21 protein-coding genes are annotated in these 23,452 nt (G+C 59.6%); 11 read left to right on the top strand and 10 right to left on the bottom strand.

The window, feature by feature from the left end:
• Window position 1 precedes the first annotated feature (1 nt).
• Window positions 2-475, top strand: coding sequence for a peroxiredoxin (locus U5A08_RS07425; protein ID WP_253394013.1), 474 nt, complete (start codon window positions 2-4; stop codon window positions 473-475).
• A gap of 38 nt (window positions 476-513) precedes the next feature.
• Here the strand turns inward: U5A08_RS07425 and U5A08_RS07420 are convergent, their stop codons facing one another.
• Together U5A08_RS07420 and U5A08_RS07415 are read right to left on the bottom strand one after the other, a co-directional pair.
• The gene (locus U5A08_RS07420) at window positions 514-1,584 is read right to left on the bottom strand and encodes an AI-2E family transporter (RefSeq protein ID WP_253394011.1); all 1,071 of its coding nucleotides are present in this window, start codon (window positions 1,582-1,584) and stop codon (window positions 514-516) included.
• A 31-nt stretch (window positions 1,585-1,615) separates the two neighbouring features.
• Window positions 1,616-1,855 (bottom strand): sulfurtransferase TusA family protein, encoded by a 240-nt coding sequence (locus U5A08_RS07415; RefSeq protein WP_253394009.1) that lies wholly within the window; start codon window positions 1,853-1,855, stop codon window positions 1,616-1,618.
• A 95-nt stretch (window positions 1,856-1,950) separates the two neighbouring features.
• Here U5A08_RS07415 and U5A08_RS07410 point away from each other — a divergent pair, with 95 nt between their 5' ends.
• Window positions 1,951-3,384, top strand: coding sequence for a M48 family metalloprotease (locus U5A08_RS07410; RefSeq protein WP_253394007.1), 1,434 nt, complete (start codon window positions 1,951-1,953; stop codon window positions 3,382-3,384).
• 62 nt (window positions 3,385-3,446) lie between these two features.
• Here the strand turns inward: U5A08_RS07410 and U5A08_RS07405 are convergent, their stop codons facing one another.
• The 4 genes from U5A08_RS07405 to rpoE all read right to left on the bottom strand — a co-directional run bounded on the left by U5A08_RS07405 (window position 3,447) and on the right by rpoE (window position 7,302).
• Entirely contained in the window at window positions 3,447-4,886 is a 1,440-nt protein-coding gene (locus U5A08_RS07405; RefSeq protein WP_321851017.1) for a DegQ family serine endoprotease, read from the bottom strand.
• A gap of 235 nt (window positions 4,887-5,121) precedes the next feature.
• On the bottom strand, window positions 5,122-6,084 hold the full coding sequence (locus U5A08_RS07400; RefSeq protein ID WP_321851016.1) for a MucB/RseB C-terminal domain-containing protein: 963 nt from the start codon (window positions 6,082-6,084) through the stop codon (window positions 5,122-5,124).
• A gap of 16 nt (window positions 6,085-6,100) precedes the next feature.
• The gene (locus tag U5A08_RS07395) at window positions 6,101-6,688 is read right to left on the bottom strand and encodes a sigma-E factor negative regulatory protein (protein WP_046384370.1); all 588 of its coding nucleotides are present in this window, start codon (window positions 6,686-6,688) and stop codon (window positions 6,101-6,103) included.
• A 32-nt stretch (window positions 6,689-6,720) separates the two neighbouring features.
• Window positions 6,721-7,302, bottom strand: coding sequence for an RNA polymerase sigma factor RpoE/AlgU (rpoE, locus tag U5A08_RS07390; protein ID WP_003172477.1), 582 nt, complete (start codon window positions 7,300-7,302; stop codon window positions 6,721-6,723).
• 462 nt (window positions 7,303-7,764) lie between these two features.
• Here rpoE and nadB point away from each other — a divergent pair, with 462 nt between their 5' ends.
• Window positions 7,765-9,381 (top strand): L-aspartate oxidase, encoded by a 1,617-nt coding sequence (gene nadB, locus U5A08_RS07385; protein WP_253394004.1) that lies wholly within the window; start codon window positions 7,765-7,767, stop codon window positions 9,379-9,381.
• On the opposite strand, the gene U5A08_RS07380 is transcribed toward nadB, so the two are convergent.
• Together U5A08_RS07380 and U5A08_RS07375 are read right to left on the bottom strand one after the other, a co-directional pair.
• Window positions 9,350-9,799, bottom strand: a complete 450-nt coding sequence (locus U5A08_RS07380; protein WP_321851012.1) for a protein YgfX — start codon at window positions 9,797-9,799, stop codon at window positions 9,350-9,352. The genes nadB and U5A08_RS07380 overlap by 32 nt on opposite strands.
• A complete protein-coding gene (locus U5A08_RS07375; protein WP_247400426.1) occupies window positions 9,783-10,037 on the bottom strand; it encodes an FAD assembly factor SdhE in 255 nt (84 codons plus the stop codon). Before U5A08_RS07375 ends, U5A08_RS07380 begins: the two co-directional genes overlap by 17 nt.
• Before the next feature lie 140 nt (window positions 10,038-10,177).
• Between U5A08_RS07375 and ygfZ the strand changes: the two genes are divergently transcribed.
• Together ygfZ and U5A08_RS07365 are read left to right on the top strand one after the other, a co-directional pair.
• A complete protein-coding gene (gene ygfZ / locus U5A08_RS07370; RefSeq protein ID WP_253394002.1) occupies window positions 10,178-11,119 on the top strand; it encodes a CAF17-like 4Fe-4S cluster assembly/insertion protein YgfZ in 942 nt (313 codons plus the stop codon).
• A 36-nt stretch (window positions 11,120-11,155) separates the two neighbouring features.
• Window positions 11,156-11,977 carry an HDOD domain-containing protein gene (locus U5A08_RS07365; protein WP_253394001.1) on the top strand — a complete coding sequence of 274 codons (822 nt, stop codon included), beginning with the start codon at window positions 11,156-11,158 and terminating at the stop codon, window positions 11,975-11,977.
• On the opposite strand, the gene U5A08_RS07360 is transcribed toward U5A08_RS07365, so the two are convergent.
• Window positions 11,978-13,363 carry a sensor histidine kinase gene (locus U5A08_RS07360; protein WP_321851009.1) on the bottom strand — a complete coding sequence of 462 codons (1,386 nt, stop codon included), beginning with the start codon at window positions 13,361-13,363 and terminating at the stop codon, window positions 11,978-11,980.
• Window positions 13,356-14,027 (bottom strand): response regulator, encoded by a 672-nt coding sequence (locus U5A08_RS07355; RefSeq protein WP_253393997.1) that lies wholly within the window; start codon window positions 14,025-14,027, stop codon window positions 13,356-13,358. The genes U5A08_RS07360 and U5A08_RS07355 overlap by 8 nt, the downstream gene beginning before the upstream one ends.
• Before the next feature lie 235 nt (window positions 14,028-14,262).
• Between U5A08_RS07355 and U5A08_RS07350 the strand changes: the two genes are divergently transcribed.
• From U5A08_RS07350 to U5A08_RS07325, 6 genes are all read left to right on the top strand, one after another.
• Window positions 14,263-15,555 (top strand): OprD family porin, encoded by a 1,293-nt coding sequence (locus tag U5A08_RS07350; RefSeq protein ID WP_321851008.1) that lies wholly within the window; start codon window positions 14,263-14,265, stop codon window positions 15,553-15,555.
• Window positions 15,556-15,596: 41 nt separating this feature from the next.
• Window positions 15,597-16,586: a Bug family tripartite tricarboxylate transporter substrate binding protein gene (locus tag U5A08_RS07345; protein WP_321852186.1), complete on the top strand. Its 990-nt coding sequence runs from the start codon at window positions 15,597-15,599 to the stop codon at window positions 16,584-16,586.
• 61 nt (window positions 16,587-16,647) lie between these two features.
• Window positions 16,648-17,106, top strand: a complete 459-nt coding sequence (locus U5A08_RS07340) for a tripartite tricarboxylate transporter TctB family protein (RefSeq protein WP_253393993.1) — start codon at window positions 16,648-16,650, stop codon at window positions 17,104-17,106.
• A gap of 1 nt (window position 17,107) precedes the next feature.
• A complete protein-coding gene (locus tag U5A08_RS07335) occupies window positions 17,108-18,622 on the top strand; it encodes a tripartite tricarboxylate transporter permease (protein ID WP_253393991.1) in 1,515 nt (504 codons plus the stop codon).
• Entirely contained in the window at window positions 18,615-19,643 is a 1,029-nt protein-coding gene (locus tag U5A08_RS07330; protein ID WP_321851007.1) for an AbrB family transcriptional regulator, read from the top strand. Before U5A08_RS07335 ends, U5A08_RS07330 begins: the two co-directional genes overlap by 8 nt.
• 122 nt (window positions 19,644-19,765) lie before the next feature.
• A complete protein-coding gene (locus U5A08_RS07325) occupies window positions 19,766-23,332 on the top strand; it encodes a YncE family protein (protein ID WP_321851006.1) in 3,567 nt (1,188 codons plus the stop codon).
• Window positions 23,333-23,452: the final 120 nt, after the last annotated feature.

Raw genomic sequence — 23,452 nt, 5'->3', positions numbered from 1 at the left:
CATGGCGGTAGTCATCGACAAACCCGTAGCCGATTTCGAAGCCCAGGCCACCAGCGGCCAAACCTTCAGCATCAAAGCCCTCAAGGGCAAGCAAGTGGTGATTTACTTCTACCCGAAGGACAGCACCCCGGGGTGCACCACCGAGGGCCAGGGTTTCCGTGACCAGTACGCGGCGTTCAAGGCCGCCAATACCGAAGTGTTTGGCGTGTCGCGCGACAGCGTGAAGTCCCACGAGAACTTCAAGGCCAAGCAGGCGTTTCCTTTCGAGCTGATCAGCGACAAGGACGAAGCGGTTTGCCAGCTGTTTGACGTGATCAAGCTGAAGAAGCTGTACGGCAAGGAATACCTGGGCGTGGATCGCAGCACCTTCCTGATCGACAAGGATGGCGTGCTGCGCCAGGAATGGCGTGGCGTGAAAGTGCCGGGGCATGTGGACGCGGTGCTGGCGGCAGCCCAAGCGTTGCACAGCGCCTGAGCATTATAGGGAGAGGGCGCACGCGCCCTCTCCTCTCATCAGAGTAAGGGCGCCACCACCGGCTCCTGCCGCGGCCACGCATCCAGCACCGCCTTGAACAGCGTCGCCAGGGGGATCGCAAAGAACACTCCCCAGAACCCCCACAACCCGCCAAACAACAATACCGCGCAGATAATCGCTACCGGATGCAGGTTGACTGCTTCCGAGAACAGCAGCGGCACCAGCACATTGCCGTCCAGGGTCTGGATGATGCCGTACACCGCCATCAGGTAGATGAACTGATCGCTCCAGCCCCACTGGAACAAGGCGATCAATGTGACCGGCACCGTCACCACCACGGCGCCGACATACGGCACCACCACTGAAATACCTACCAACAACGCCAGCAGGGCCGCGTAGTTCAGGTCCAGGGCAATAAAGGCGACGTAGGTAACCCCGCCACAGATGATGATCTCGATGACCTTGCCACGGATGTAGTTGGCGATCTGCCGGTTCATCTCCTCGGCTACCCGGGTGATCAACGCCCGCTCACGCGGCAGATAGCCACTGACCCAGCGGCCGATCATCGCGCGGTCCTTGAGGAAGAAAAACACCAGGATCGGCACCAGCACCAGATAAATCATGATGTTGACCAGCAACGGCAGGCTGGACAGGGAAAAGGTCAGCGCCCATTGCCCGAACTTTCCGATCTCGCCGCGCGCCACTTCGATGGCTTGCAGTACCTGCTCATCCGACACCAAGTGCGGGTAGCGCTCCGGCAACAGCAGCAACAGCGACTGCCATTTGGCGAGCATGCCGGGCAACTCGTTGAACAAGGTGATCAACTGATGCCATAGCAGCGGCACGACCACCACGATAAACACCAGCAACAGCCCCATGAACAAGGCGAATACCAGCCCCACTGCCGCCGCACCCGGTAAACGCAGACGCTCCAGGGTGGTGACCAGCCCCTGCATCAGGTAGGCCAGCACCATCCCTGCCAGCACCGGGGCAAGCATGCCACCCAGGGTGAGGACGGCGGTAAAGGCCAGGAACAGCAGGACCGCCAGCACCACGGCCTCCTCGTCGGAGAAGTAGCGCTGAATCCAGTCTCGTAACACTTTGAACATCAATCAACCTCAGGTGGTGGGGGCGGACGCTTCAGGCCTTGCGCAACCAATAACAATAGACACCTGCGGCGTCTTCTTCATGCACCAGGGTGTGACCGGCCAACCTGGCAAAGGTGCGGAAATCACGCTGGGAACCGGCATCCGTGGCGATGACCTTGAGCACTGCGCCGCTGGCCAATCGATTGAGTTCCAGCTTGGCCTTGAGCAAGGGCAACGGGCAATTGAGGCCGCTGGCATCGAGTTCGGCATCAAAGGCTACAGCGTCGGTCATGGTTTTACTCCGGGCAAGCGTTCAGGCTGCTTAGAATATCTGGTCCGAAGCTCAGTGTCCGGCTACAGTAAGCTCTTTGTCGAAAGGCTCTGTGCATGACTTTTTTGCGCCCCACCCTGCTGACGCTGGCCTGCCTGCTGGCCTCCCCAGGCTTTGCCGACGACCTGCCGTCTCTTGGCGACGCCAGTTCTGCCATTGTCTCGCCACAACAGGAATACCAACTGGGTCGCGCCTGGCTTGCCTACTTGCGCGGCCAGGTCTCGCAGCTCAACGATCCGCAGCTCAAGGATTACGTCGAAACCAGCGTGTACAAGCTGGTGGAGACCAGCCAGGTCAATGACCGCCGCCTGGAATTCATCCTGATCGATAGCCCGCAGCTCAACGCCTTTGCCGCGCCTGGCGGTATCGTCGGGGTCAATGGCGGGCTGTTCCTCAACGCCCAGACCGAAGGTGAATACGCCTCGGTGCTGGCCCACGAATTGGCTCACTTGTCTCAGCGTCACTTCGCCCGGGGCGTCGAAGCGCAGCAGCGCATGCAGCTCCCGATGATGGCCGCGATGCTCGGCGGCATCATTGCCGCCGCAGCCGGTGCGGGCGACGCCGGCATTGCCGCGATTGCCGGCACCCAGGCCGCGGCGATCCAGGAACAACGACGGTTCTCACGCCAGAACGAACAAGAGGCGGACCGCATCGGCATCCTCAACCTGGAGAAAGCCGGTTACGACCCACGTTCCATGCCGACCATGTTCGAACGCCTGATGCGTCAATACCGCTTCGATGCCAAACCGCCGGAATTCCTGCTGACTCACCCGGTGACCGAATCGCGCATCGCCGACACCCGCAACCGCGCCGAACAGGCCAAGCTCGGCGGCACGGAAGACAGCTTGCGCTATCAATTGATTCGCGCACGGGTGCAGTTGAAATACGAAGACACGCCAGGCCTCGCCGCCAAGCGCTTCCAGGCCCAACTGGACGAAAATCCGAAAAACGACGTGGCGCGCTATGGTCTGGCCATCGCCCAAATCAAGGGCACCAAACTCAAGGACGCCCGGGAAAACCTGGCCCCATTGTTGGCCAAGTCGCCCAACGACATTACCTACAACCTGGCGCAGATCGAGCTGGACATCACTAACAACCGCTTGCCGGAAGCCCAGCAGCGCACTGACCGGATGCTCACCCAGTACCCCGGCAACTATCCGCTGAACCAGGTGCGAGTAGACCTTTTGCTTAAACAGAACCGTACCGCCGATGCGGAAAAGGCCCTGGACGGCTTGCTCAAGTCGCGCCCGGACGATCCGGACGTGTGGTACCAAGTCGCCGAGACGCGCGGCTTGTCCGGCAACATCATCGGCCTGCATCAGGCACGCGCCGAGTACTTCGCCCTGGTCGGCGATTTCCAGCAAGCCATTCAACAACTGGACTTCGCTAAGCGCCGTGCCGGCAGCAACTTCCCACTGTCGTCGCGTATCGACGCACGCCAGCGTGAGTTGATCGAACAGGAACGCCTGGTGAAAGGGATGATGAGCTAAACCCATCGCCCACGAAAAAGCCCCGCCCTCGTTAAACGAAGGCGGGGCTTTTTATTGGCCAGTTACTCGGCCAGCTTGAAGGTAATGAAGCTGGCACGGCCCTGACGCAGGACACGCATCGATACCGAACGGTTCTTCGGCAGCGCCTTGGCGATGTCGGTGAACTGCTTGGTGGTGTCGATGGCCTGATTGTTCAGGTGAGTAATCACATCACCTGGCTGCAGGCCAATCAAGGCAGCAGGACCGTCCTGCACTTCCTTGATCACCACGCCGTTTTTCAGGTCGAAGGTTTTCTTCTGCTCATCCGTCAGCTCGGCCACGGCAATGCCCAGGCGGTTGCTGCTGCGCTCGGCGCTCGGCTTGGTATTGCCCAGGGCATCCAGGGTCGCGCCTTCTTCAGGGATGGCACCAACGGTCAGCTCAACGTTCTGGCGCTTGCCTTCGCGGATCACTTCCAGCTTGGCCTTGCTGCCCGCCTTGAGCGCGCCCACCAGGTGCGGCAGGTCTGCCGACATGACGATCGGCTGGCCGTTCATGCTCAGAATCACGTCGCCGACTTGCAGACCACCCTTGGCCGCCGGGCCGCCGTCCTGGATCTGTGCAACCAGCGCACCGGCCGGCTTGTCGAGACCGAAGGATTCAGCCAGGTCTTTGTTCACTTCCTGGATCACCACGCCCAACCAGCCACGGCTGACCTTGCCGCCGCTTTTCAGTTGGTTGGAAACGTCCATGGCCACGTCGATCGGGATGGCGAACGACACGCCCATGAAGCCACCGGAGCGCGTGTAGATCTGGGAGTTGATGCCGACCACCTCGCCGTTCAGGTTGAACAACGGACCACCGGAGTTACCCGGGTTGATCGGCACGTCGGTCTGGATGAACGGCACGTAGTTTTCGTTGGGCAGGCTGCGGCCGATGGCGCTGACGATGCCTTGGGTCACAGTGTGGTCAAAGCCAAACGGCGAACCGATCGCCACGACCCATTGCCCGGCCTTCAGGTCCTGGGACTTGCCCAGCTTGAGTACAGGCAGGTCTTTGCCGTCGATTTTCAGCAACGCCACGTCGGAACGTGGGTCGGTGCCAACCAGCTTGGCTTTCAATTCACTACGGTCAGCCAGGCGGACGAGGATCTCGTCAGCGTCGGCAATCACGTGGTTGTTGGTCAGGATGTAGCCATCGGGCGAGATGATGAAGCCTGAGCCCAGGGACTGCGCTTCACGCTGGCCACCGCCACCACCACGGGGGGCGCGTTGTTGCGGCATGCCACGTTCGAAGAACTCGCGCAGCATCGGCGGCAGGCCTTCCAGGTCCGGCATCTGCTGGTTGGAGACTTTGCGCTCGGGCAGTTTTTGCGTGGTACTGATGTTCACCACGGCAGGCGAGGCCTGCTCGACCAATTGGGTGAAATCAGGCAGTTCGGCCGCTAGCGCGGGCACGGCCTGCCCCAGCACCAGCACCGTAGCGACTATGGATAAGTAAGACTTCAAGCGTGGTATCGACATACAGCTCCCGTTACGACGTGCAGGGTTGAGCGACAGGGTTCAAGAAACGCCGGAAACTGCGACCGACTTCTCTGTTCCGCGAACAAAACAAGGCCAGCGCCGACAAGCCCTGACCTATAAAAAACATGAGAGATTTTTGCAAGTGAAAATGCTGGTCCAGACATTTCATGTCTATCGTCAACCAACCTCGCATGGAATTAGAGTGAAAGGCCAGGATGAACATAAGATTAACAATTCACGGCTTGGCGGCAGGCATTTTTTCAACGCGCACCGACAGCGCGATGCGCTCAGCGGTGCCGATGGGAATTTCGCCAACCACAGTGACCATCATTTCGCCATCCACCGTATTCAGCCGACGCGACACCGCCACCGTCGGGCCCAACTGGGTACGGGTCTCCGTAACGCTTGCCCCGCTGATCGGCTCAAGGAACACCGAAAACCGTGCCAACCCATCTTCATACATCCGACTGTCGACCGTCGCTTTGGTCTGGGTGTCTTTGCGCGCACTGCTGCTGGTTAGCTGAAAACCCGGCGGCAGCCATTCCAGGTGCCATTCTTCGGTAGGTTGCACCTCTGGCGTTTTAGCCGTAGCAACTGCAATCGGCGTGCAATCGCCAGTAGGTTGCAAGTCGCGATCATCCGGCGTGACCGAGGTGTTCAATCGGGTGAACTGGAAACGCTCCAGCAACTGCCCCTGATCGTTCAACAGCAGGGACTTAAGGGGCAACGCGGTATCCCGGTCCAGGTGCAACTCAAAGCCATAGCGGTATTGGTCACGTGGAGTGATCGATACAATCACCGCATTTCGACCGGCCACGCGAGATTTGCCGATGACGGCCAGTTCGTAGAATTGCGTGAGTTTTTGCGGATCAAGCGCACGTGACGGAGCATCACGCGAATTGCCGAGGCCGGCGACAAGGGTACCGCTGACGCATTGCGTCCGACCGTCTACCCGCACGACTTCCTGAGCCGAACCATCGAGCTGCAAAAGCCGCTCGCGGACCTGACCGTCCTGGACATGATGCCAGATGTCATGGGTAGAGAAATTGCCGTTACGCTCGTAGACGAACGTACCTTGAAAACTTTGCTGTTGCTCTGCACGCCCAAGTCGAGTCAGCCAGTCTTGGGCTTCATCAGCATGGGCGGGGAGTGCAAACCAACCACTGAGCAAAAGCGTAAGGAGCGGTATGGCGCGCATAGGGCTCCTCAACGGTTTAGCGGTTTTCCAGGCTTGCCGCGCGAGCATATGGCAGAGCGCTTTCAGTGCCTTTCAAGGCCGATTCCTGTGCGTGTTGACGCAGGTAGCCTGGAAGACGCTGATCCTGCCAGCCGGATTGCCCTTGAAGCACACCGTTCGCCATCGGGCCGGTAGTGTCGGAGCTTTCCTTGTAGCCTGCCAGTACGGCGGGGCCTTTGACTTGCGGGCCAGCCATGATCGGTTGCTGAGTCTGCTGGGCCAGTTCGGCACCGGCGATTTCGTCCTGGTTGTACAGGCGAACACCGGCCAGAACGGCAACAGTCACCGAGGCGGCCACTGCCAGGCGACCCAGGCTACGCCATGGACCCCGTGCAGCTTTTGCCGGAACGGCTTCATCAGCCAGTGCAGCAGAAACGGCCGCAGCAATATCCAGACGAGGGATTAGAAGATCCTTGTGCATCACCGCCCGAGCGACTTGGTAACGAGACCAGGTATCACGGGTTTCGGCATCACCGAATGCATTGAGCACCCGACGAAGTTCCAGTTCATCCGCTTCGTTATCCATCACTGCGGACAGCGATTCCTGCAGGGCATCACGACTCATGGCGGTTCCTCTCTTGGCTGTCGCCGCTGTCTTTAGTTTTCCTGCAACAACGGTTGCAAGGCTTTATCGATGGCTTCCCGGGCCCGGAAAATCCGTGACCTTACAGTCCCCACCGGACACTGCATGACGCTCGCAATGTCTTCATAACTCAGACCATCGAATTCACGTAAAGTTAACGCAGTACGCAAATCTTCTGGCAGTTGCTGAATAGTGCGATGAACGGTGCCTTCGATCTCGTCGCGCAGCAATGCACGCTCCGGCGACTCGAGATCTTTGAGGCCGTGATCACCATCGTAAAATTCTGCATCTTCCGAACTGACATCACTATCCGGTGGGCGGCGTCCGCGAGACACCAGATAGTTCTTCGCCGTGTTGATGGCGATGCGGTAGAGCCACGTGTAAAACGCACTGTCACCGCGAAAATTGCCCAGTGCACGGTATGCCTTGATAAAGGCTTCCTGTGCAACGTCCTGCGCTTCATGGGTGTCGTGCACAAACCGCACGATCAACCCGAGAATTTTGTGCTGGTATTTCAGCACTAGCAGATCAAAAGCTCGCTTGTCGCCGCGTTGAACGCGCTCGACCAGCTGCTGATCCTCTTCCTGGGTTAGCATGAACACTCCTCGTTGTACTTGAAGGAGGCTTGCATAACTGAACGATCAGGCTTGCAAACATAGACTCGGACTTTCCGCAAAAGTTCTCCCCTCCAAGCAAGTTTCCGGCATGCACTGATTTGGCACACACGAAAAACGCAGCACGGGCAATGCCGGCTGCGCGAATAATCTTGTCGCCGGTTCCCTGACGCGTCCAATGCTCCCGACGGGCCAATAAACTCAACGTTTTCCCAGCTTTCGGGCAACCTGCTATTGAGTCGGGGCTTATGCAAAAAGTTCCCACTTCAATAACCGGTCTATTTACCTTGGCCGTGCACCGTAATTTCACACTGCCACGAATGCGCGGCTATTGTGCCGCTCCCCCCCTCTATATACTAGTAGCCCGTGTGACCCTTTGATTCGCCGATCCAGGCGTCCTGTTTGCGCCAGCCCCTGTGGATCGCTTTTTGCGGAATCCTTCAAATGAGCCAACAGTTTCAACACGATGTCCTGGTGATTGGCAGCGGCGCGGCCGGCTTAAGCCTTGCGCTGACCCTCCCCAGCCACCTGCGCATTGCAGTGCTGAGTAAAGGCGACCTGGCCAATGGCTCGACGTTCTGGGCCCAGGGCGGTGTTGCCGCCGTGCTGGACGACACCGACACGGTGCAGTCCCACGTCGAAGACACCCTCAACGCCGGCGGCGGCCTGTGCCACGAAGACGCGGTGCGCTTTACCGTCGAACATAGCCGCGAAGCGATTCAATGGCTGATCGACCAGGGCGTGCCGTTTACCCGTGATGATCACGCGGGCAGTGATGACGGCGGCTTCGAGTTCCACCTGACCCGCGAAGGCGGGCACAGCCATCGGCGCATCATCCACGCCGCCGACGCCACCGGTGCCGCGATCTTCAAGACCCTGCTCGAACAAGCCCGCCAACGCCCGAACATCGAATTGCTCGAGCAACGGGTCGCCGTCGACCTGATCACCGAGAAACGCCTGGGCCTGCCGGGCGAGCGCTGCCTCGGCGCCTACGTGCTCAACCGCAACAGCGGCGAAGTCGACACCTACGGCGCCCGCTTCACCCTTCTCGCCTCGGGCGGCGCGGCCAAGGTCTATCTCTATACCAGCAACCCCGACGGTGCCTGTGGCGACGGCATCGCCATGGCCTGGCGCTCGGGCTGCCGGGTGGCCAACCTGGAATTCAACCAGTTCCACCCCACCTGCCTGTACCACCCGCAGGCCAAGAGTTTCCTGATCACCGAAGCCCTGCGTGGCGAAGGCGCACACCTGAAACTGCCGAATGGCGAGCGCTTCATGCAGCGCTTCGACCCGCGCGCCGAACTGGCCCCACGCGACATCGTCGCCCGCGCCATCGACCATGAAATGAAGCGCCTGGGCATCGACTGCGTCTACCTGGACATCAGCCACAAACCCGAAGCATTCATCAAGACCCACTTCCCGACGGTCTACGAGCGCTGCCTGACCTTCAACATCGACATCACCAAAGGCCCGATCCCGGTGGTGCCGGCCGCGCACTATACCTGCGGCGGCGTGATGGTCGACCAACACGGGCGCACCGACGTACCCGGCCTGTACGCAATCGGCGAAACCAGCTTCACCGGCCTGCACGGTGCCAACCGCATGGCCAGCAACTCGCTGCTCGAATGTTTCGTCTATGCGCGCTCGGCGGCGGCAGACATTCTTGAACAATTGCCGCACATCCCCGTACCCGCCGCCCTTCCCCGCTGGGACGCCAGCCAGGTGACCGATTCGGACGAAGACGTGATCATCGCCCACAACTGGGACGAACTGCGGCGCTTCATGTGGGACTATGTAGGCATCGTGCGCACCAACAAACGCCTGCAACGCGCGCAACACCGCGTGCGACTGTTGCTGGATGAGATCGACGAGTTCTACAGCAACTATAAAGTCAGCCGCGACTTGATTGAGTTGCGCAACCTGGCCCAAGTGGCGGAACTGATGATCCGCTCGGCCATGGAACGCAAGGAAAGCCGGGGCCTGCATTACACCCTCGACTACCCGCAGATGCTGCCCGAGGCCCGCGATACTATTCTGGTGCCAACCACCTACGGCGACTGAACTTCAGGCGAACCCGCAGGCGCCGGTGGACATCGGCGGCCTGCGAATCGCTGGGCACGCAGATCGACCGCACCGCCCATTCGCCCTGTACCCGATAGCGCAGCACTACGATCAACGGCAGCGCCAGGCTGTCGGGACGTAGCTGCACGCGGTGCCAGCCACGCGCAGCGCTCCATAACTGCCACCCGTTTTCATCACGGCGCAGGCCGCGAATCGACGAACGGTGAGTCAGCCGGATATGGCGCGGGATAACCCAGGCGGCGTGAGCCAGGCACAGCAACAGGCCAAGGCTTGAATAAGGCAGGTCGAGCAGCAGCAGCGCACCCAGCGCGAACGACTGGGCAAGGAGATAGGCCGCCAGCAACAGCCGCGAGGCCTGCCAGCGGCATTCGAAGACGGGATTACTTGGGCTGGACACGATCCAGAATCATCCGAACCATGCGCTGCAGCTCCGGATCTTCCGATTCGGCGCGTTCCATGAACCAGCCAAACATGTCCTGGTCTTCGCATTCCAGCAGGCGGACGTAACAGTCGCGATCCACTTGGTTGAGCGTCGAGTAAACCTCTCGGACGAACGGCACCAACAACACATCCAGCTCAAGCATGCCGCGACGGCTGTGCCAGTAGAGGCGATTAAGTTCTACATCTTCGACCATGGAACGCTCCTCAAATAGATTGCAAGTATACAGGCCCTAAGGCGCCGGAACAGTCGGCTTTGGTCGCCCCCTACAGAAACTATCCATTTGTCGGGCGCCCCTCTATGATGCACCTATGACTTTTTGACCTGCGATGACCCATGGCTGACTCTGCTTTCTTCTGCCCCCTCACCCACGAAGGCGTTCTGGCCGTCCGCGGCGCCGACGCTGCCAAGTTCCTGCAAGGCCAACTCACCTGTAACCTTAATTACCTGAGCGACACCCAGGCCAGCCTCGGCGCGCGCTGCACGCAGAAAGGCCGCATGCAGTCGAGCTTTCGCATCCTGTTGCAAAGTGATGGCGTGCTGCTTGCCATGGCCACCGAGTTGCTGGAACCGCAACTGGCGGACCTGAAGAAGTACGCGGTGTTCTCCAAATCCAAACTCACCGACGAAAGCGCCGCCTGGGCGCGTTTCGGCCTGGCGGACGCGGATCAGGCGCTGGCAAGCCTCGGTCTGGAGCTGCCGGCCGCGACCGACAGCGTCGCCCGCAGCGAACAGTTGATCGCTATCCGCGTATCCCCAGGTCGCATCGAACTGTGGGCGCCCGCCGAGCAAGCCGAAGCCGTGCGCAGCCAATTGGCCGCGCAGTTGCAACAGGCTGACTTGAATGAATGGCTGCTGGGCCAAGTCCGCGCCGGCATCGGCCAGGTCATGCCGCAGACCCGCGAGCTGTTTATCCCACAGATGCTCAACCTGCAGGCCGTGGGCGGCGTCAGCTTCAAGAAAGGCTGCTACACCGGCCAGGAAATCGTCGCGCGTATGCAATACCTGGGCAAACTCAAGCGTCGCCTGTACCGCCTGAGCCTGAATGCCGCTGAATTGCCCGAGCCCGGCACCCCACTGTTTTCTCCCAGCCACAACAGTTCGATCGGCGAAGTGGTGATCGCGGCAAAAGCTGACCAAGGGGTTGAACTTCTGGCCGTACTGCAAGCCGAAGCTGCCGAGAGTGGCGATGTGCATTTAGGCACCCTCGAAGGTCCCGGCTTGCAACTGCTTGAGCTGCCGTACCAACTGGACCGGGATCGAGAGATCCAGCACTGATCGCCGCACCCCTTTGCAACACCTTAGAGAGCATGAATGAACGAGCTGGCGGAAAAAGTCCAACAGGCTTTGATTGCGGCCATCAACAACGATGACCTGGTGCTACCGACATTACCGGAAGTGGCCCTGAACATTCGTCAGGCCGCCGAAGACCCGGAGATCGGCATCAGCCACTTGAGCAAAGTGATCGGTCGCGACACCGCGTTGTCGGCGCGCTTGATCAAAGTGGTCAACAGCCCGCTGTTGCGGGCCACGCAGGAAGTCACCGACCTGCACACCGCCATCACCCGGCTGGGCACCAACTACAGCAGCAACCTGGCGATCGGCCTGGTGATGGAGCAGATCTTCCACGCCCGCTCCGAAGTGGTCGAACAGAAAATGCGCGACGTCTGGCGCCGCAGCCTGGAAGTGGCCGGCGTCAGCTATGCCTTGTGCCGCAGCCACAGCCAGCTCAAGCCGGACCAGGCAGCACTCGGCGGGCTGGTGCATCAGATCGGTGTGCTGCCGATCCTGACCTACGCCGAAGACCATTACGAATTGCTCTCTGACCCGGTCAGCCTCAACCACATGATCGAGAGCATCCACCCGATGCTCGGCGACAAACTGCTGGCTGTCTGGGACTTCCCGGAAATGCTGGCGAAACTGCCAGGCCAATACCTCGACCTGGAACGCGACTCTGCGAGCCTCGACTATATCGACCTGGTCCAAGTTGCCGTGCTGTATTGCCATCGTGGCACCGCGCATCCGCTGGCGGATGTGCCGGTCTCCAGCCTGCCGGCGATCAAGAAACTGCGCCTGGACCCTTACAGCGACAGCGTGCGTGCAGAGCTGGATGAAGCACGGTCGATGTTCTACTGATCAACCGGCGATAAAACTGACCCGCACTTTCAAGCCTGCCGATTCGCCATCATGCAGGCTGATCTGGGCCAGATGCGCGCGACAGATTTCACCGACAATCGCCAGGCCCAGGCCAGAGCCCATGCCCTGCTGGCTGCGGCGATAGAAGCGCTCGAACACGCGGTCGCGCTCGCCCAGCGGAATGCCCGGGCCATCATCTTCCACTTCCAGCACCGCCGGCGCCGTCACGCGCAGGATCACATTGCCGCCGGGCCGCGTATGGGCCAGGGCGTTATCCACCAGGTTGCTCAGCAGTTCGTTGAGCAGCGTCGGTTCCCCGCGCAGCCACACGGGAGTATCCGCCTCCAACGCCAGCGCCACCCCACGCGCATGGGCCAACGGCGCCATGGCCATGCCCAGCTCGCGGGCCAACTGGCTGAGGTCGAGCAATTGCGCGCCACCTTCGGCAATCGCCCGTGCGCCGTTTTCAATGCGCGCCAGGGACAGCAATTGATTGGCCAGATGGGTCAGGCGGTCGGTGCCTTGCGCAGCAGTTTCCAAGGTGCTGCGCCAGATGGCCGGGTCTTCGGCGCGCAGGCCGAGTTCCAGGCGCGCCTTGAGCGCGGCCAGTGGCGTGCGCAGTTCGTGGGCAGCGTCGGCGATAAACTGTGCCTGACGCTCGAACTGGCCCCGCAGGCGTTCGGTGAAATGGTTGAGGGAACGCACCAGCGGGCCGAACTCAAGCTGCACTTCGACCAGTGGTAATGGCCGCAGGTCATCGGGCTGGCGCTCTTCCACGGCCGTGCGCAGGCGCTCCAGCGGGCGCAGCGCCGCGCTCACGGCAAACCACACCAGCAACAATGCGCCGATGGCGAGCATGCCCAGGCGCAGCAAGGTGTCGGCCATCAGGCCGCGGGCCATGCTGACGCGCGCTTCATCGGTCTCGGCCACGCGGATTTCCGCCATGCCGTTCATGTTCGGTTCGGAGACCGCCTTGAGCAGGCTCACTACGCGCACTGCCTGGCCCTGGTACGTGGCGTCGTAAAAACGTGCCAACGCCGGGTAGTCATCGGTGCGCGGCGTGCCAGGCGGCGGGCCGGGCAGGTTTTCATAACCGGAAATCAGCTTCTGATTGATGTCATTGACCTGGTAATAAATACGCCCGGCGCTGTCGTAGGCAAACGTGTCCAGGGCCACATATGGCACATTCGCGCTCAAGGTGCCGTCGACCTGGGTCAGGCCGGCGGCAATCGTGCGTGCCGAGGCCAACAAGGTGCGGTCATAGGCGGTGTCGGCGGCTTCGCGGCCGTTCCAGTAGGCGCTCATGCCGCTGGCGACCATCAACAGCACCAGCAACAGCGCCAGGTTCCATAACAGCCGCCAGCGCAGGCTGCTGGGCTTATGCATCGCGGGCTTCCAGCAGGTAGCCGAGGCCACGGAACGTCACGATGGCGATGGGCTGGCCGTCGAGTTTCTTGCGCAGGCGATGTATGTAGATTTCGATGGCATCCGGGCTGGCCTCTTCGTCGAGGCCAAACACCTGGGAAGCCAGTTGCTCCTTACTCATCACCCGGCCCGGCCGCGCGATCAGCGCTTCAAGCACGGCTTGCTCGCGGGACGTGAGGGTCATCAACTCGCCGCCGACCGTGAAGCGGCGGGTGTCGAGGTCGTAGACCAGCACGCCGCACGCCTGCTGGCGCTCGCCGCCGAGCACGCTGCGCCGCAACAGCGCCTTGACCCGCGCCTCCAGCTCCGTCAGCTCGAACGGCTTGGCCAGGTAGTCGTCGGCGCCCAGGTTCAGGCCATGCACGCGGTCTTTCACATCACTGCGCGCCGTCAGCATCAGCACTGGCAGATTTTTCCCACGCGCTCGCAAACGCGCCAGCACCTCGAAACCATCCATGCGCGGCAAGCCCACATCAAGGATCGCCACCGCGTATTCCTCACTGCTCAAGGCCAGGTCAGCGGACACGCCATCGTGCAATACGTCGACGGTCAACCCCGTGCTCTTGAGCGCCTGGGCGACACTTTCAGCCAGTTGCAAATGGTCTTCAACCAGGAGGACGCGCATGGATTTCTACCTCATTCGGGGGTGGTCGGCGCCACGCTTTGCGAGGCAGTTTACAGGCGCGGCCTGGCCTGTGAAGCCCGAAAACATTGAAAGGCAACTGAAAGGTTAGTGAAAGCTTCGCCGTTTAGCATCCAGCCACGGTAGGCCATGCCCGCCGAGCTACCTGACCCGTAGCGCCCGAAAAACGCCTCGAAGCGTTTTCGCCAAAATAAGAACAATAACGGAGTACTCAACGATGCTGTCGACACAGCCCCAGGCTTACCCGCCTGTGCGTTTTTCCCGCCTGACCCAGACCGCCCTTGCCAGTGCCGCCGCCCTTGCCGGCTTTTCGCCGCTTGCCCAAGCCGCCTTCTTCGAAGACAGCAGCGCGACCCTGGAAACCCGCAACATGTACTTCAACCGCGACTTTCGCGACGGCACCAGCGCGCAGCAATCCAAACGTGACGAATGGGCCCAGGGCTTCATGCTCAACCTGCAATCGGGCTACACCGACGGCACCGTCGGCTTTGGCGTGGATGCGCTGGGCATGCTCGGCGTCAAGCTCGACTCCAGCCCCGACCGCACCGGCACCGGCCTGCTGCCCACGCATGACGATGGCCGCGCCGCCAACGAGTATTCCAAGCTGGGCCTGACCGGCAAAGTGAAGATCTCCGCCACCGAGCTGAAGATCGGCGCGCTGATCCCCGAGCTGCCGATCCTCAAGCCCAACGACGGGCGCATCCTGCCGCAAACCTTCAACGGCGGCCTGATCACCTCGAAAGAATTCAAAAACCTGGTGTTCACCGGCGGCCGCCTGGATAAAGCCAAGGACCGCGACGACACCAATTACGAGGACATCGCCCTCAACAACAAGAACAGCCGCTTCCTCAGCGGCGCCACCGGTAAGCATTTCAACTTCGGCGGCGTCGACTACAAGTTCGCCGACAAGATCACCGGCAGCTACCACTTCGCCCAGCTCGATGACGTGTACCGTCAGCACTTCCTCGGCCTGGTGGCCGCGCGCCCGATGGGCCCCGGCACCTTCGGCGCCGACCTGCGCCTGGCGATCAGCGATGACACCGGCGTCGCCCGTGGCGGTAAAATCGACAACACCTCCCTCAACGGCCTGTTCAGCTATGCCCTAAATGGCCATAAGCTCAGCGCCGGCTACCAGCACATGTCCGGCGACAGCGCGTTTCCGTATGTGGATGGCAGCGACCCGTACCTGGTCAACTTCGTGCAGATCAACGACTTTGCCGGCGCCGAAGAGCGCTCCTGGCAGGCACGCTACGACTTCGACTTCGCCAAGCTGGGCATTCCCGGCCTGAGTTTCATGAGCCGTTACCTCTCGGGTGACCATATCAAGCTCAAGAACGGCGAAACCGGCAAGGAGTGGGAGCGCAACAGCGAGATCAAGTACGTGGTGCAAAGCGGCACGTTCAAGGATGTGGCCGTGCGCCTGCGCAATGCGACCTATCGCTCCAACTATTCAGCCCGTGATGCGGACGAAGTACGCCTGCTGGTCAGCTACAGCGTCGCGCTCTGGTAAGCAGTGCCTGGTAATAGCCACTCATAACAACAACGACGGAGATCACCATGACCCTTTCATTGCGTAAATTCGCCCTCGCCGCCGGCTGCATGCTGTTCGCCGGCCAACTGCTGGCCGCCGACGAACCCAAGCGCCCGGAATGCATCGCGCCGGCCTCCCCCGGCGGCGGTTTTGACCTGACCTGCAAACTGGCGCAAAGCGCGCTGGTCAACGAGAGGCTGCTGAGCAAGCCGATGCGCGTGACCTACATGCCCGGCGGCGTCGGCGCGGTGGCCTACAACGCCGTGGTCGCGCAACGCCCGGCGGACGGTGGGACCCTGGTGGCCTGGTCCAGCGGTTCGCTGTTGAACCTGGCCCAGGGCAAGTTCGGGCGTTTCGATGAAAGCGCCGTGCGGTGGCTGGCGGCAGTCGGCACCAGCTACGGCGCGATTGCGGTAAAAAGTGATTCGCCTTACAAAAATCTCGACGATCTGGTGCAAGCACTGAAGAAAGATCCGAGCAAAGTGGTCATCGGTTCCGGCGGCACCGTGGGTAGCCAGGACTGGATGCAAACCGCCCTGATCGCCAAAGCCGCCGGGATCAACCCACGCGACCTGCGCTATGTGGCGCTGGAAGGCGGCGGTGAAATCGCCACCGCCCTGCTCGGTGGGCATATCCAAGTGGGCAGTACCGACATCTCCGACTCCATGCCGCACATCCTCAGCGGCGACATGCGTCTGCTCGCGGTGTTCTCTGACGAGCGCCTGGACGAGCCGGAAATGAAGAATATTCCCACCGCCAAAGAGCAAGGCTACGACATCGTCTGGCCGGTGGTACGCGGCTTCTACCTCGGGCCAAAAGTCAGCGATGCCGACTACGCCTGGTGGAAAGATGCCTTCGACAAACTGCTGGCCTCCGAAGACTTCGCCAAGCTGCGTGACCAGCGCGAGCTGTTCCCATTCGCCATGACCGGCCCGGAGCTGGACACCTACGTGAAGAAACAGGTGGCGGACTACAAAGTGCTGGCCAAAGAGTTCGGCCTGATCCAGTAATCGCCCCCTCTGCCGTTCGGCCACGCCCTGCTGAACCCGGGGCGTGACCCAGGAGTTCTAGATGCTCTTACAACGCATATTCGCCGCCGTGCTGCTGCTGGCCTGCGCGGTCCTGGCATTGATGGCCTGGCCCTACCAGGCGTCGTTTTCCTACGAACCCGTGGGGCCTCGGGCCTTTCCACTGCTGATGCTCGGGCTGATGAGCCTGGCGCTGATCTACATGCTGTTTCGCCCGCAGCCGACCAAACACACCGAAGAAGAACCCGCGCTGGACCGCGCCACCCTGATCAAGATCGGCATCTGCGTCGCACTGTTGATCGTGTTTGCCGGCACCTTCGAATCCCTGGGTTTCATTCTCAGCAGCATGTTGATCGGTATTCCAATGGCACGGCTGTATGGCGGCCGCTGGTTGCCCGGTGCGGTGATCATCACCTTGATGAGCGTCGGCCTTTATCTGCTGTTCGATAAAGCCATGGACGTTCCGCTGCCCCTCGGCCTGCTCGACGTTCTGGAGAACTGATATGGATACTTTCGGCTATTTGGGCCAGGGCTTCGGCGTGGCACTGTCCCCCTACAACCTGGTGACCGCGCTGTGCGGCACCTTGATCGGCACCGTGGTCGGCCTGCTGCCGGGCCTGGGCCCGATCAACGGCGTGGCGCTGTTGATCCCCATCGCGTTCGCCCTGGGCCTGCCGCCGGAGTCGGCGCTGATCCTGCTGGCGGCCGTGTACCTGGGCTGCGAATACGGCGGGCGTATCAGCTCGATCCTGCTGAACATCCCGGGCGAAGCCTCCACCGTGATGACCACCCTCGACGGTTACCCGATGGCCCGCAAAGGCCTGGCCGGTGTGGCCTTGTCGTTGTCAGCGTGGAGTTCGTTCATCGGCGCGTTTATCGCCACCTGCGGCATGGTGCTGTTTGCCCCGCTGCTGGCCAAATGGGCGATTGCTTTTGGCCCGGCGGAATATTTCGTACTGATGGTGTTCGCGATTGTCTGCCTCGGCGGCATGGCCGGTGACAAACCGCTGAAGACCTTTGTCGCGGCGCTGATCGGCCTGTTCCTGTCGGCGGTGGGCATCGACGCCAACAGCGGCGTGTACCGTTTTACCGGCGATAATATCCACCTGACCGACGGCATCCAGTTCGTGGTGTTGGTGTTGGGCCTGTTCTCCATCAGCGAGATCCTGTTGCTGCTGGAAAAAACCCACCGTGGCCAGGAAGCGGTAAAAGCCACCGGACGGATGATGTTTAACCTGAAGGAAGCCTCGTCGGTGTTTGTGGTGAACATCCGTTGCGGCCTGCTCGGTTTCATCATGGGCGTATTACCGGGCGCCGGTGCGACCTTGGCGTCGGCGGTGGCCTACATGACCGAGAAACGCCTGGCCGGGGCCAGCGGTAAATTCGGACAGGGTGACATGCGCGGTCTGGCGGCACCGGAAACCGCCATCGGCGCCTCCGCCTGCGGCGCGCTGGTGCCGATGCTGACCCTGGGCGTACCGGGTTCGGGCACCACGGCGGTGATGATCGGCGCCCTGTCGCTGTATAACATCACGCCCGGCCCGCTGTTGTTCCAACAGCAACCGGATATCGTCTGGGGCCTGATCGCCTCGTTGTTCATCGCCAACACCATGCTGGTGATCCTCAACATCCCGATGATCCGCCTCTTCACGCGCATCCTTGCCGTACCGAACTGGGCGCTGGTGCCGGTGATCGCGATCATCACTGCAATCGGGGTGTACGCGGTTCACGCCACCACGTTCGATCTGTTCCTGATGATCGGGATCGGCATCTTCGGCTACATCCTGCGCAAACTGGACTTCCCGCTGTCGCCGGTGTTGCTGGGCTTTATCCTCGGCGGCCTGATGGAACAGAACCTGCGCCGTGCGCTGTCGATCTCCAACGGTGCGCTGGAGATCCTGTGGTCGAGCCCGATCACCTTCGGCGTCTGGGTATTGACCGCCGTGATGCTGCTGTTGCCGCTGGTACGCATCTACCGCAAACGTGCGCTGCAGCGGCGTGCCGTGGCCGATGTCTGAAGTCACCTTTAAACATTGGTGGGGAACACCGCTGGTCGGTCTGGCCGGCGGTTACCTGGCCAGCCTGATCGGCTGGCCATTGCCGTATATGGTCGGTTCATTGCTGGCGATCATCCTCGTGCGTTGCCTCACGCCGTGGCAGTTGGCGGAGATTCCCGGCGGGCGCAAAGGCGGCCAATGGGTGGTGGGTATCGGCATCGGCCTGCACTTCACTCCGCTGGTGATCGAACAGGTGATGAGCCACTTCGGTTTGATCTTCTTCGGCGCGCTGGTTACCAGCCTGTCGAGCGTGGTCGGCGTGTGGTTGATGCGCCGCAGTGGTGAAGACCGCGCCACCGCGTTTTTCTCCAGCATGCCGGGCGGTTCCGGCGAGATGGTCAACCTCGGCGCGCGCAATGGCGCGGTGCTCAGCCGGGTCGCGGCGGGGCAGAGTCTGCGAGTGTTGGTGGTGGTGCTGTGCGTACCGGCGATCTTCAAGTATGTGCTCGACGGTGGCGCGCCGCAGTTTCATCCAGCACCCGTGAGCTGGGCCTGGCTGGCGCTGCTGTTTCCCGCCGGCGCGCTGGTGGCCTGGGGCTGGCAGCGCTTGCGTCAGCCGAACCCATGGTTGTTCGGGCCGCTGCTGGTGAGTGCCACCGCCAGTGTGGTGTGGGACCTGCACATCGGCCTGCCCGACGGCGGCAGCCAGCTCGGCCAGTGGCTGATCGGCAGCGGCTTGGGTTGCCACTTCAATCGTCAGTTCTTTCGCAGTGCGCCGTCGTTCATGGCGCGCACCTTGATCGGCACCGCCTTGACCATGGTGCTGGCGACGCTGGCCGCCGTGGGCTTGAGTGCGCTGACCCAACTGGACCTGCGCTCATTGACCCTGGGCATGATGCCCGGCGGTATTGCCGAGATGAGTTTGACCGCTGAAACCCTGCAACTGTCGGTGCCGTTGGTGACGGCGATGCAGGTGATGCGCTTGTTGTTCGTGTTGTTTCTGGCGGAGCCGCTGTTCAGGCATTGGAACCGCCAGCCCTGACCGTTAGTCGGCACTGTCAATTCTCACAGCTGTCGCCGTACTTTTCTTTGGCATTGAATGGATATGAGGTCTCATTTAGTGATGGTGGCGAGGCCTTCATCTTCCACTCAAGGATCACGACCATGCCAAACGTACCCAATGCCCCTTTCCAAAGTGAGTACGACTGCCAATGTCCGGAGATTGTGCCTATGTCTGTGCCAACGCCCGGACCGACACCTCGCCCCTCGCCTGAAACAGGGAACATCTATGAATTCGACCTTGAAAACCCCGAGGTTCGAACCCCGATCCCCTTCTCCGACCTGGTCCTCGATATTCCGGGCCTCAGGCAGCCCTATATCGGTTATGACGGGGCCATCAATGAATCGGCGAAAAACCTCAACCCGGAAAAAGGTTTGCTCTGCATTCTGCGCCCCTACCTACTCATGCAAGAGTTTGACTTCATTGAGCTCTTTTTTGGAAAAAGTGAAATCCCGGCAGACTCAACGACGGTTACCGATATTCAGGCGGATCGGGGACTGTCAATACCGCTGTATGTATCTCAGGCCTGGCTGGACTATGGTGCGGTAGCCCCTTGTTTCTTTAGGGTTACCCGAGCAGGCGGCGGAACTGACGAGACAGCGCACTTCAGATTTTTTGTCGACGATTTCAAGCCTGGCGGACCGGACCCGGATCAGGATCTTTCGTATAATCAGAATGTCGATGCGCCCCAATTTGAACAGCACATTATTGACGACGGCGTTACTGATGAAGATGCAGGAACAGGTGTCGCCGTCAGCATCAACAGGTACCCTAATCGAACAGGTCTTTCACCTCGCTATAACTGGGCCGCTCGAGACGTTATATGGCTCCTTCTCAACGGTCATGTCGTCAAGCATTCGGTAACGGAAGGTGAAGCGGCGGGCACGGAGCCTATCGTCATAATGGTTTACAACAGTACCTGGATCAACGTCGGCTACGGCGATATCGTCTCTCAGTACTTTGTGATTGACGAGGCAGGAAACAGAATGGACGGTGCTTCCCCCGTCACAATCATTCAATCGCTGATCGGTAACCCACATCCACTGCTGGACAAGCCCTTTATTGCTGAGGTTGACGATAATGGCCGCGTAGACATTAATTTGCTCGAGGGGGAACCCGCGACACTTGTCATCAACGTCCCCGGTAAGGATTACTTGAAATTCGATGAAATCAAAGTTCGCGCCGAAGGACACACTGCCGGAGGCTCGGTTGTGGTTAAAGAATACTTCGGCACCATCAACTCAATTTTCGTAAATTTACATATCCCCATTCCGTTCGCAGACCTGCAGGAAGTGGTTGGAGGCTCCTGGCGCGTGCGCTTCGAACGTGTGCGTACCGGCGTTACACCCAATCGCCGTTCACGAGTCAATGTACTGGAGGTGATCGGCAACTCCACTCCAGTCGAGCTACCTCCCGCACATATACTTCAGGCACCCGACGGCAATATACCAGCGGAGTCTTTAAACGTAACCATCAAAATCAACGCCTATACCGGTCAAGATTATTTTGACGCGGTACTGGTACATCTGATTGGTACCTATCCCACTGGCGGCAACTACTACCGACCCATCGGTCCCCGGCCGGCCGGCGACGGCAATATAACCTTCAATATTACAAATGGCCCCAATGGAGAGATTGCTCAACTGGAAGGCGGCACATTGGATGTCAGTTATGAAGTAACAAACTCTGAAGGTACTCGTCACTCCCAGATTGCCAACTTCAATGTCGGTAACCTTGTCGAATCAATGCCGATAGTACGGATCGAAGAAGCTCCACCACCGGATCATGTATTCAATCCGGAAGTCAGTCACTTCGGAGCAACTATTATCGTCCCACGGAATGCGGCGTTCGTCGCTGGCTCTACCATCACCCTGTACTTCGAAGGATCTGCAGCGGGCGGCAGCTACAACAAACCATTCCCTATGACAGATCTATGGTTAAACCAAGACCTCTATTTCGACGTCCCTCGAACTATTGTCTTAGCAAACCTCAACTACTCGGCGAAAATATATTACATACTGAAGAAAGATGGCCAGCGTGATCGCCTTTCCTTCCCGGTGGATATGCGGGTCGGCGCACCACTGAATCTTGATGTTCCGGAAATTCTTGAGGCGACCGTCATAGTGCCCGGGCAAAGCGCTACGATAAACCCCACACACGTGCTAAACCCGCCGGTGTTTACGCTTCGTGTGAGGTACGACATGCTCAACACCGATTTGATCAAACCTTACTTCAGAGGACCGTCTGGCGCGGGTACCCCATCAATTTCGCCGAAAAGCGGTAACGCCAATGCGGGATTCGTCGATTTTCAGGTCACCAACAGCGCTATTGCTGCCACCCTCAATCAACATGCGCAAGTGGGGTACACAGTGGAACGTGCGAGTTCCACTATACCTTCCAATATACTGGACCTAGAGGTGCAGCCACTTCCAGACGCGTCCGTGGACGTCGTATCAGTACCCGAGGCAGTCGAAAATCAATTCGATACGCATACGAATAACACTGTGCGGATTCTGGGCTATCCATTCATGAGCTCGGGCCAAAGCCTATGGATCGCGTTGGACGGTGAGAACGACACTGAATTGGCCGATGGAAGACGCGTAACGATAGCAGAGGCAAATGCGAAAGAGATCAACGAGCCTATTCCACTTGACTATCAACTACCACTGTCCGCTGGGACGACGCTAGATGTCAAAGTCAGGGTTTCTCTTGATGGCACCAACCAGTTCAATACTGCAACTGAGCTAAAAATACCTCGCTATATTGTTAAAAGAGAAACAGGCGTAATAAAAGAGATCACTGTCGGCACTTTCCCGGTTCACATTGTACTGAGTGCAGATGGCGCTCGTGCCTATGTAACGAATTATACCTCGCACACAGTATCCGTTATCAACACTCGTACCAACACAGTGATTGACACCATCTCAGGGTTCTCAAGCCCCTACAGGCTTGCCATTCACCCTGATGGCGCGCGCCTCTTCGTGGGCAACCTGGGCACAAAAACCGCTTCGGTCGTCAACCTCGCGACAAACACCATCATCCAGACCATAACCGGCTTTAACCGTATTTATGGGATAGCTTTCAACGAAGACGGAACAAAAGCATATTTTTCCTGCAATTACGATGCATTTGTATATGTTCACAATGCCCAAACAGGAGCACGCCTGAACAGCCTGAAAGTCATCTACCCCACTGGACTAGCATTCAACCCTGAATATACTCGACTGTATGCTCCCTCCCAAAGTGTCATTACGATGATCAACCCGGCAGGCAATGGAAGTCTCATTGGCGACATTTCAGGCACCTCTTACCCAAGAGATATCGCCACCAGCCCGCATAACTTCCACGCACCAAAAGCTTATATTACCAACCGCGGGCTAAACAACACTGGCACCACTGTTCTAGTACTAAATATGGTCACCAATACAATCAGCAAAATACTGACCGGCTTCAACGCACCCAATGGAGTTGCAATGAATCCGATTACAGAGAGAGCCTACATATCTGAAGCCATTGGTAACAGGGTGCACATTATTGACACCAGCACGGACACTGTTATCAGCAGCATCAGTGGCTTCAACACCCCCGAAGGCATTGGTGTAAGCAAGAACGGCGCTTTCGCTTATGTTTGCAATACAGGCAGTAACAAAGTGTCCGTTATAGCGCTATAAAAGACGCTTACGCGATTATATTTAATGCGCGCCCAAACCATAAGGCCGGTTTCTTTTGAAACCGGCCTTATGTTTATTCATGCACAATCGCCAACCTGAATAACAAGCCTGTGAAGCGGC

Origin of the sequence: Pseudomonas paraveronii, assembly GCF_963681955.1 — a bacterium.
In the GTDB taxonomy this organism is placed as follows: domain Bacteria; phylum Pseudomonadota; class Gammaproteobacteria; order Pseudomonadales; family Pseudomonadaceae; genus Aquipseudomonas; species Aquipseudomonas paraveronii.
This window is presented reverse-complemented; position numbering and strand designations above follow the sequence as displayed.

Coding starts and splice junctions, on each gene's coding strand:
- U5A08_RS07425 (WP_253394013.1), top strand. CDS start 2: ATGGCGGTAGTCATCGACAAACCCGTAGCCGATTTCGAAGCCCAGGCC.
- U5A08_RS07420 (WP_253394011.1), bottom strand. CDS start 1,584: ATGTTCAAAGTGTTACGAGACTGGATTCAGCGCTACTTCTCCGACGAG.
- U5A08_RS07415 (WP_253394009.1), bottom strand. CDS start 1,855: ATGACCGACGCTGTAGCCTTTGATGCCGAACTCGATGCCAGCGGCCTC.
- U5A08_RS07410 (WP_253394007.1), top strand. CDS start 1,951: ATGACTTTTTTGCGCCCCACCCTGCTGACGCTGGCCTGCCTGCTGGCC.
- U5A08_RS07405 (WP_321851017.1), bottom strand. CDS start 4,886: ATGTCGATACCACGCTTGAAGTCTTACTTATCCATAGTCGCTACGGTG.
- U5A08_RS07400 (WP_321851016.1), bottom strand. CDS start 6,084: ATGCGCGCCATACCGCTCCTTACGCTTTTGCTCAGTGGTTGGTTTGCA.
- U5A08_RS07395 (WP_046384370.1), bottom strand. CDS start 6,688: ATGAGTCGTGATGCCCTGCAGGAATCGCTGTCCGCAGTGATGGATAAC.
- rpoE (WP_003172477.1), bottom strand. CDS start 7,302: ATGCTAACCCAGGAAGAGGATCAGCAGCTGGTCGAGCGCGTTCAACGC.
- nadB (WP_253394004.1), top strand. CDS start 7,765: ATGAGCCAACAGTTTCAACACGATGTCCTGGTGATTGGCAGCGGCGCG.
- U5A08_RS07375 (WP_247400426.1), bottom strand. CDS start 10,037: ATGGTCGAAGATGTAGAACTTAATCGCCTCTACTGGCACAGCCGTCGC.
- ygfZ (WP_253394002.1), top strand. CDS start 10,178: ATGGCTGACTCTGCTTTCTTCTGCCCCCTCACCCACGAAGGCGTTCTG.
- U5A08_RS07365 (WP_253394001.1), top strand. CDS start 11,156: ATGAACGAGCTGGCGGAAAAAGTCCAACAGGCTTTGATTGCGGCCATC.
- U5A08_RS07360 (WP_321851009.1), bottom strand. CDS start 13,363: ATGCATAAGCCCAGCAGCCTGCGCTGGCGGCTGTTATGGAACCTGGCG.
- U5A08_RS07355 (WP_253393997.1), bottom strand. CDS start 14,027: ATGCGCGTCCTCCTGGTTGAAGACCATTTGCAACTGGCTGAAAGTGTC.
- U5A08_RS07350 (WP_321851008.1), top strand. CDS start 14,263: ATGCTGTCGACACAGCCCCAGGCTTACCCGCCTGTGCGTTTTTCCCGC.
- U5A08_RS07340 (WP_253393993.1), top strand. CDS start 16,648: ATGCTCTTACAACGCATATTCGCCGCCGTGCTGCTGCTGGCCTGCGCG.
- U5A08_RS07335 (WP_253393991.1), top strand. CDS start 17,108: ATGGATACTTTCGGCTATTTGGGCCAGGGCTTCGGCGTGGCACTGTCC.
- U5A08_RS07330 (WP_321851007.1), top strand. CDS start 18,615: ATGTCTGAAGTCACCTTTAAACATTGGTGGGGAACACCGCTGGTCGGT.
- U5A08_RS07325 (WP_321851006.1), top strand. CDS start 19,766: ATGCCAAACGTACCCAATGCCCCTTTCCAAAGTGAGTACGACTGCCAA.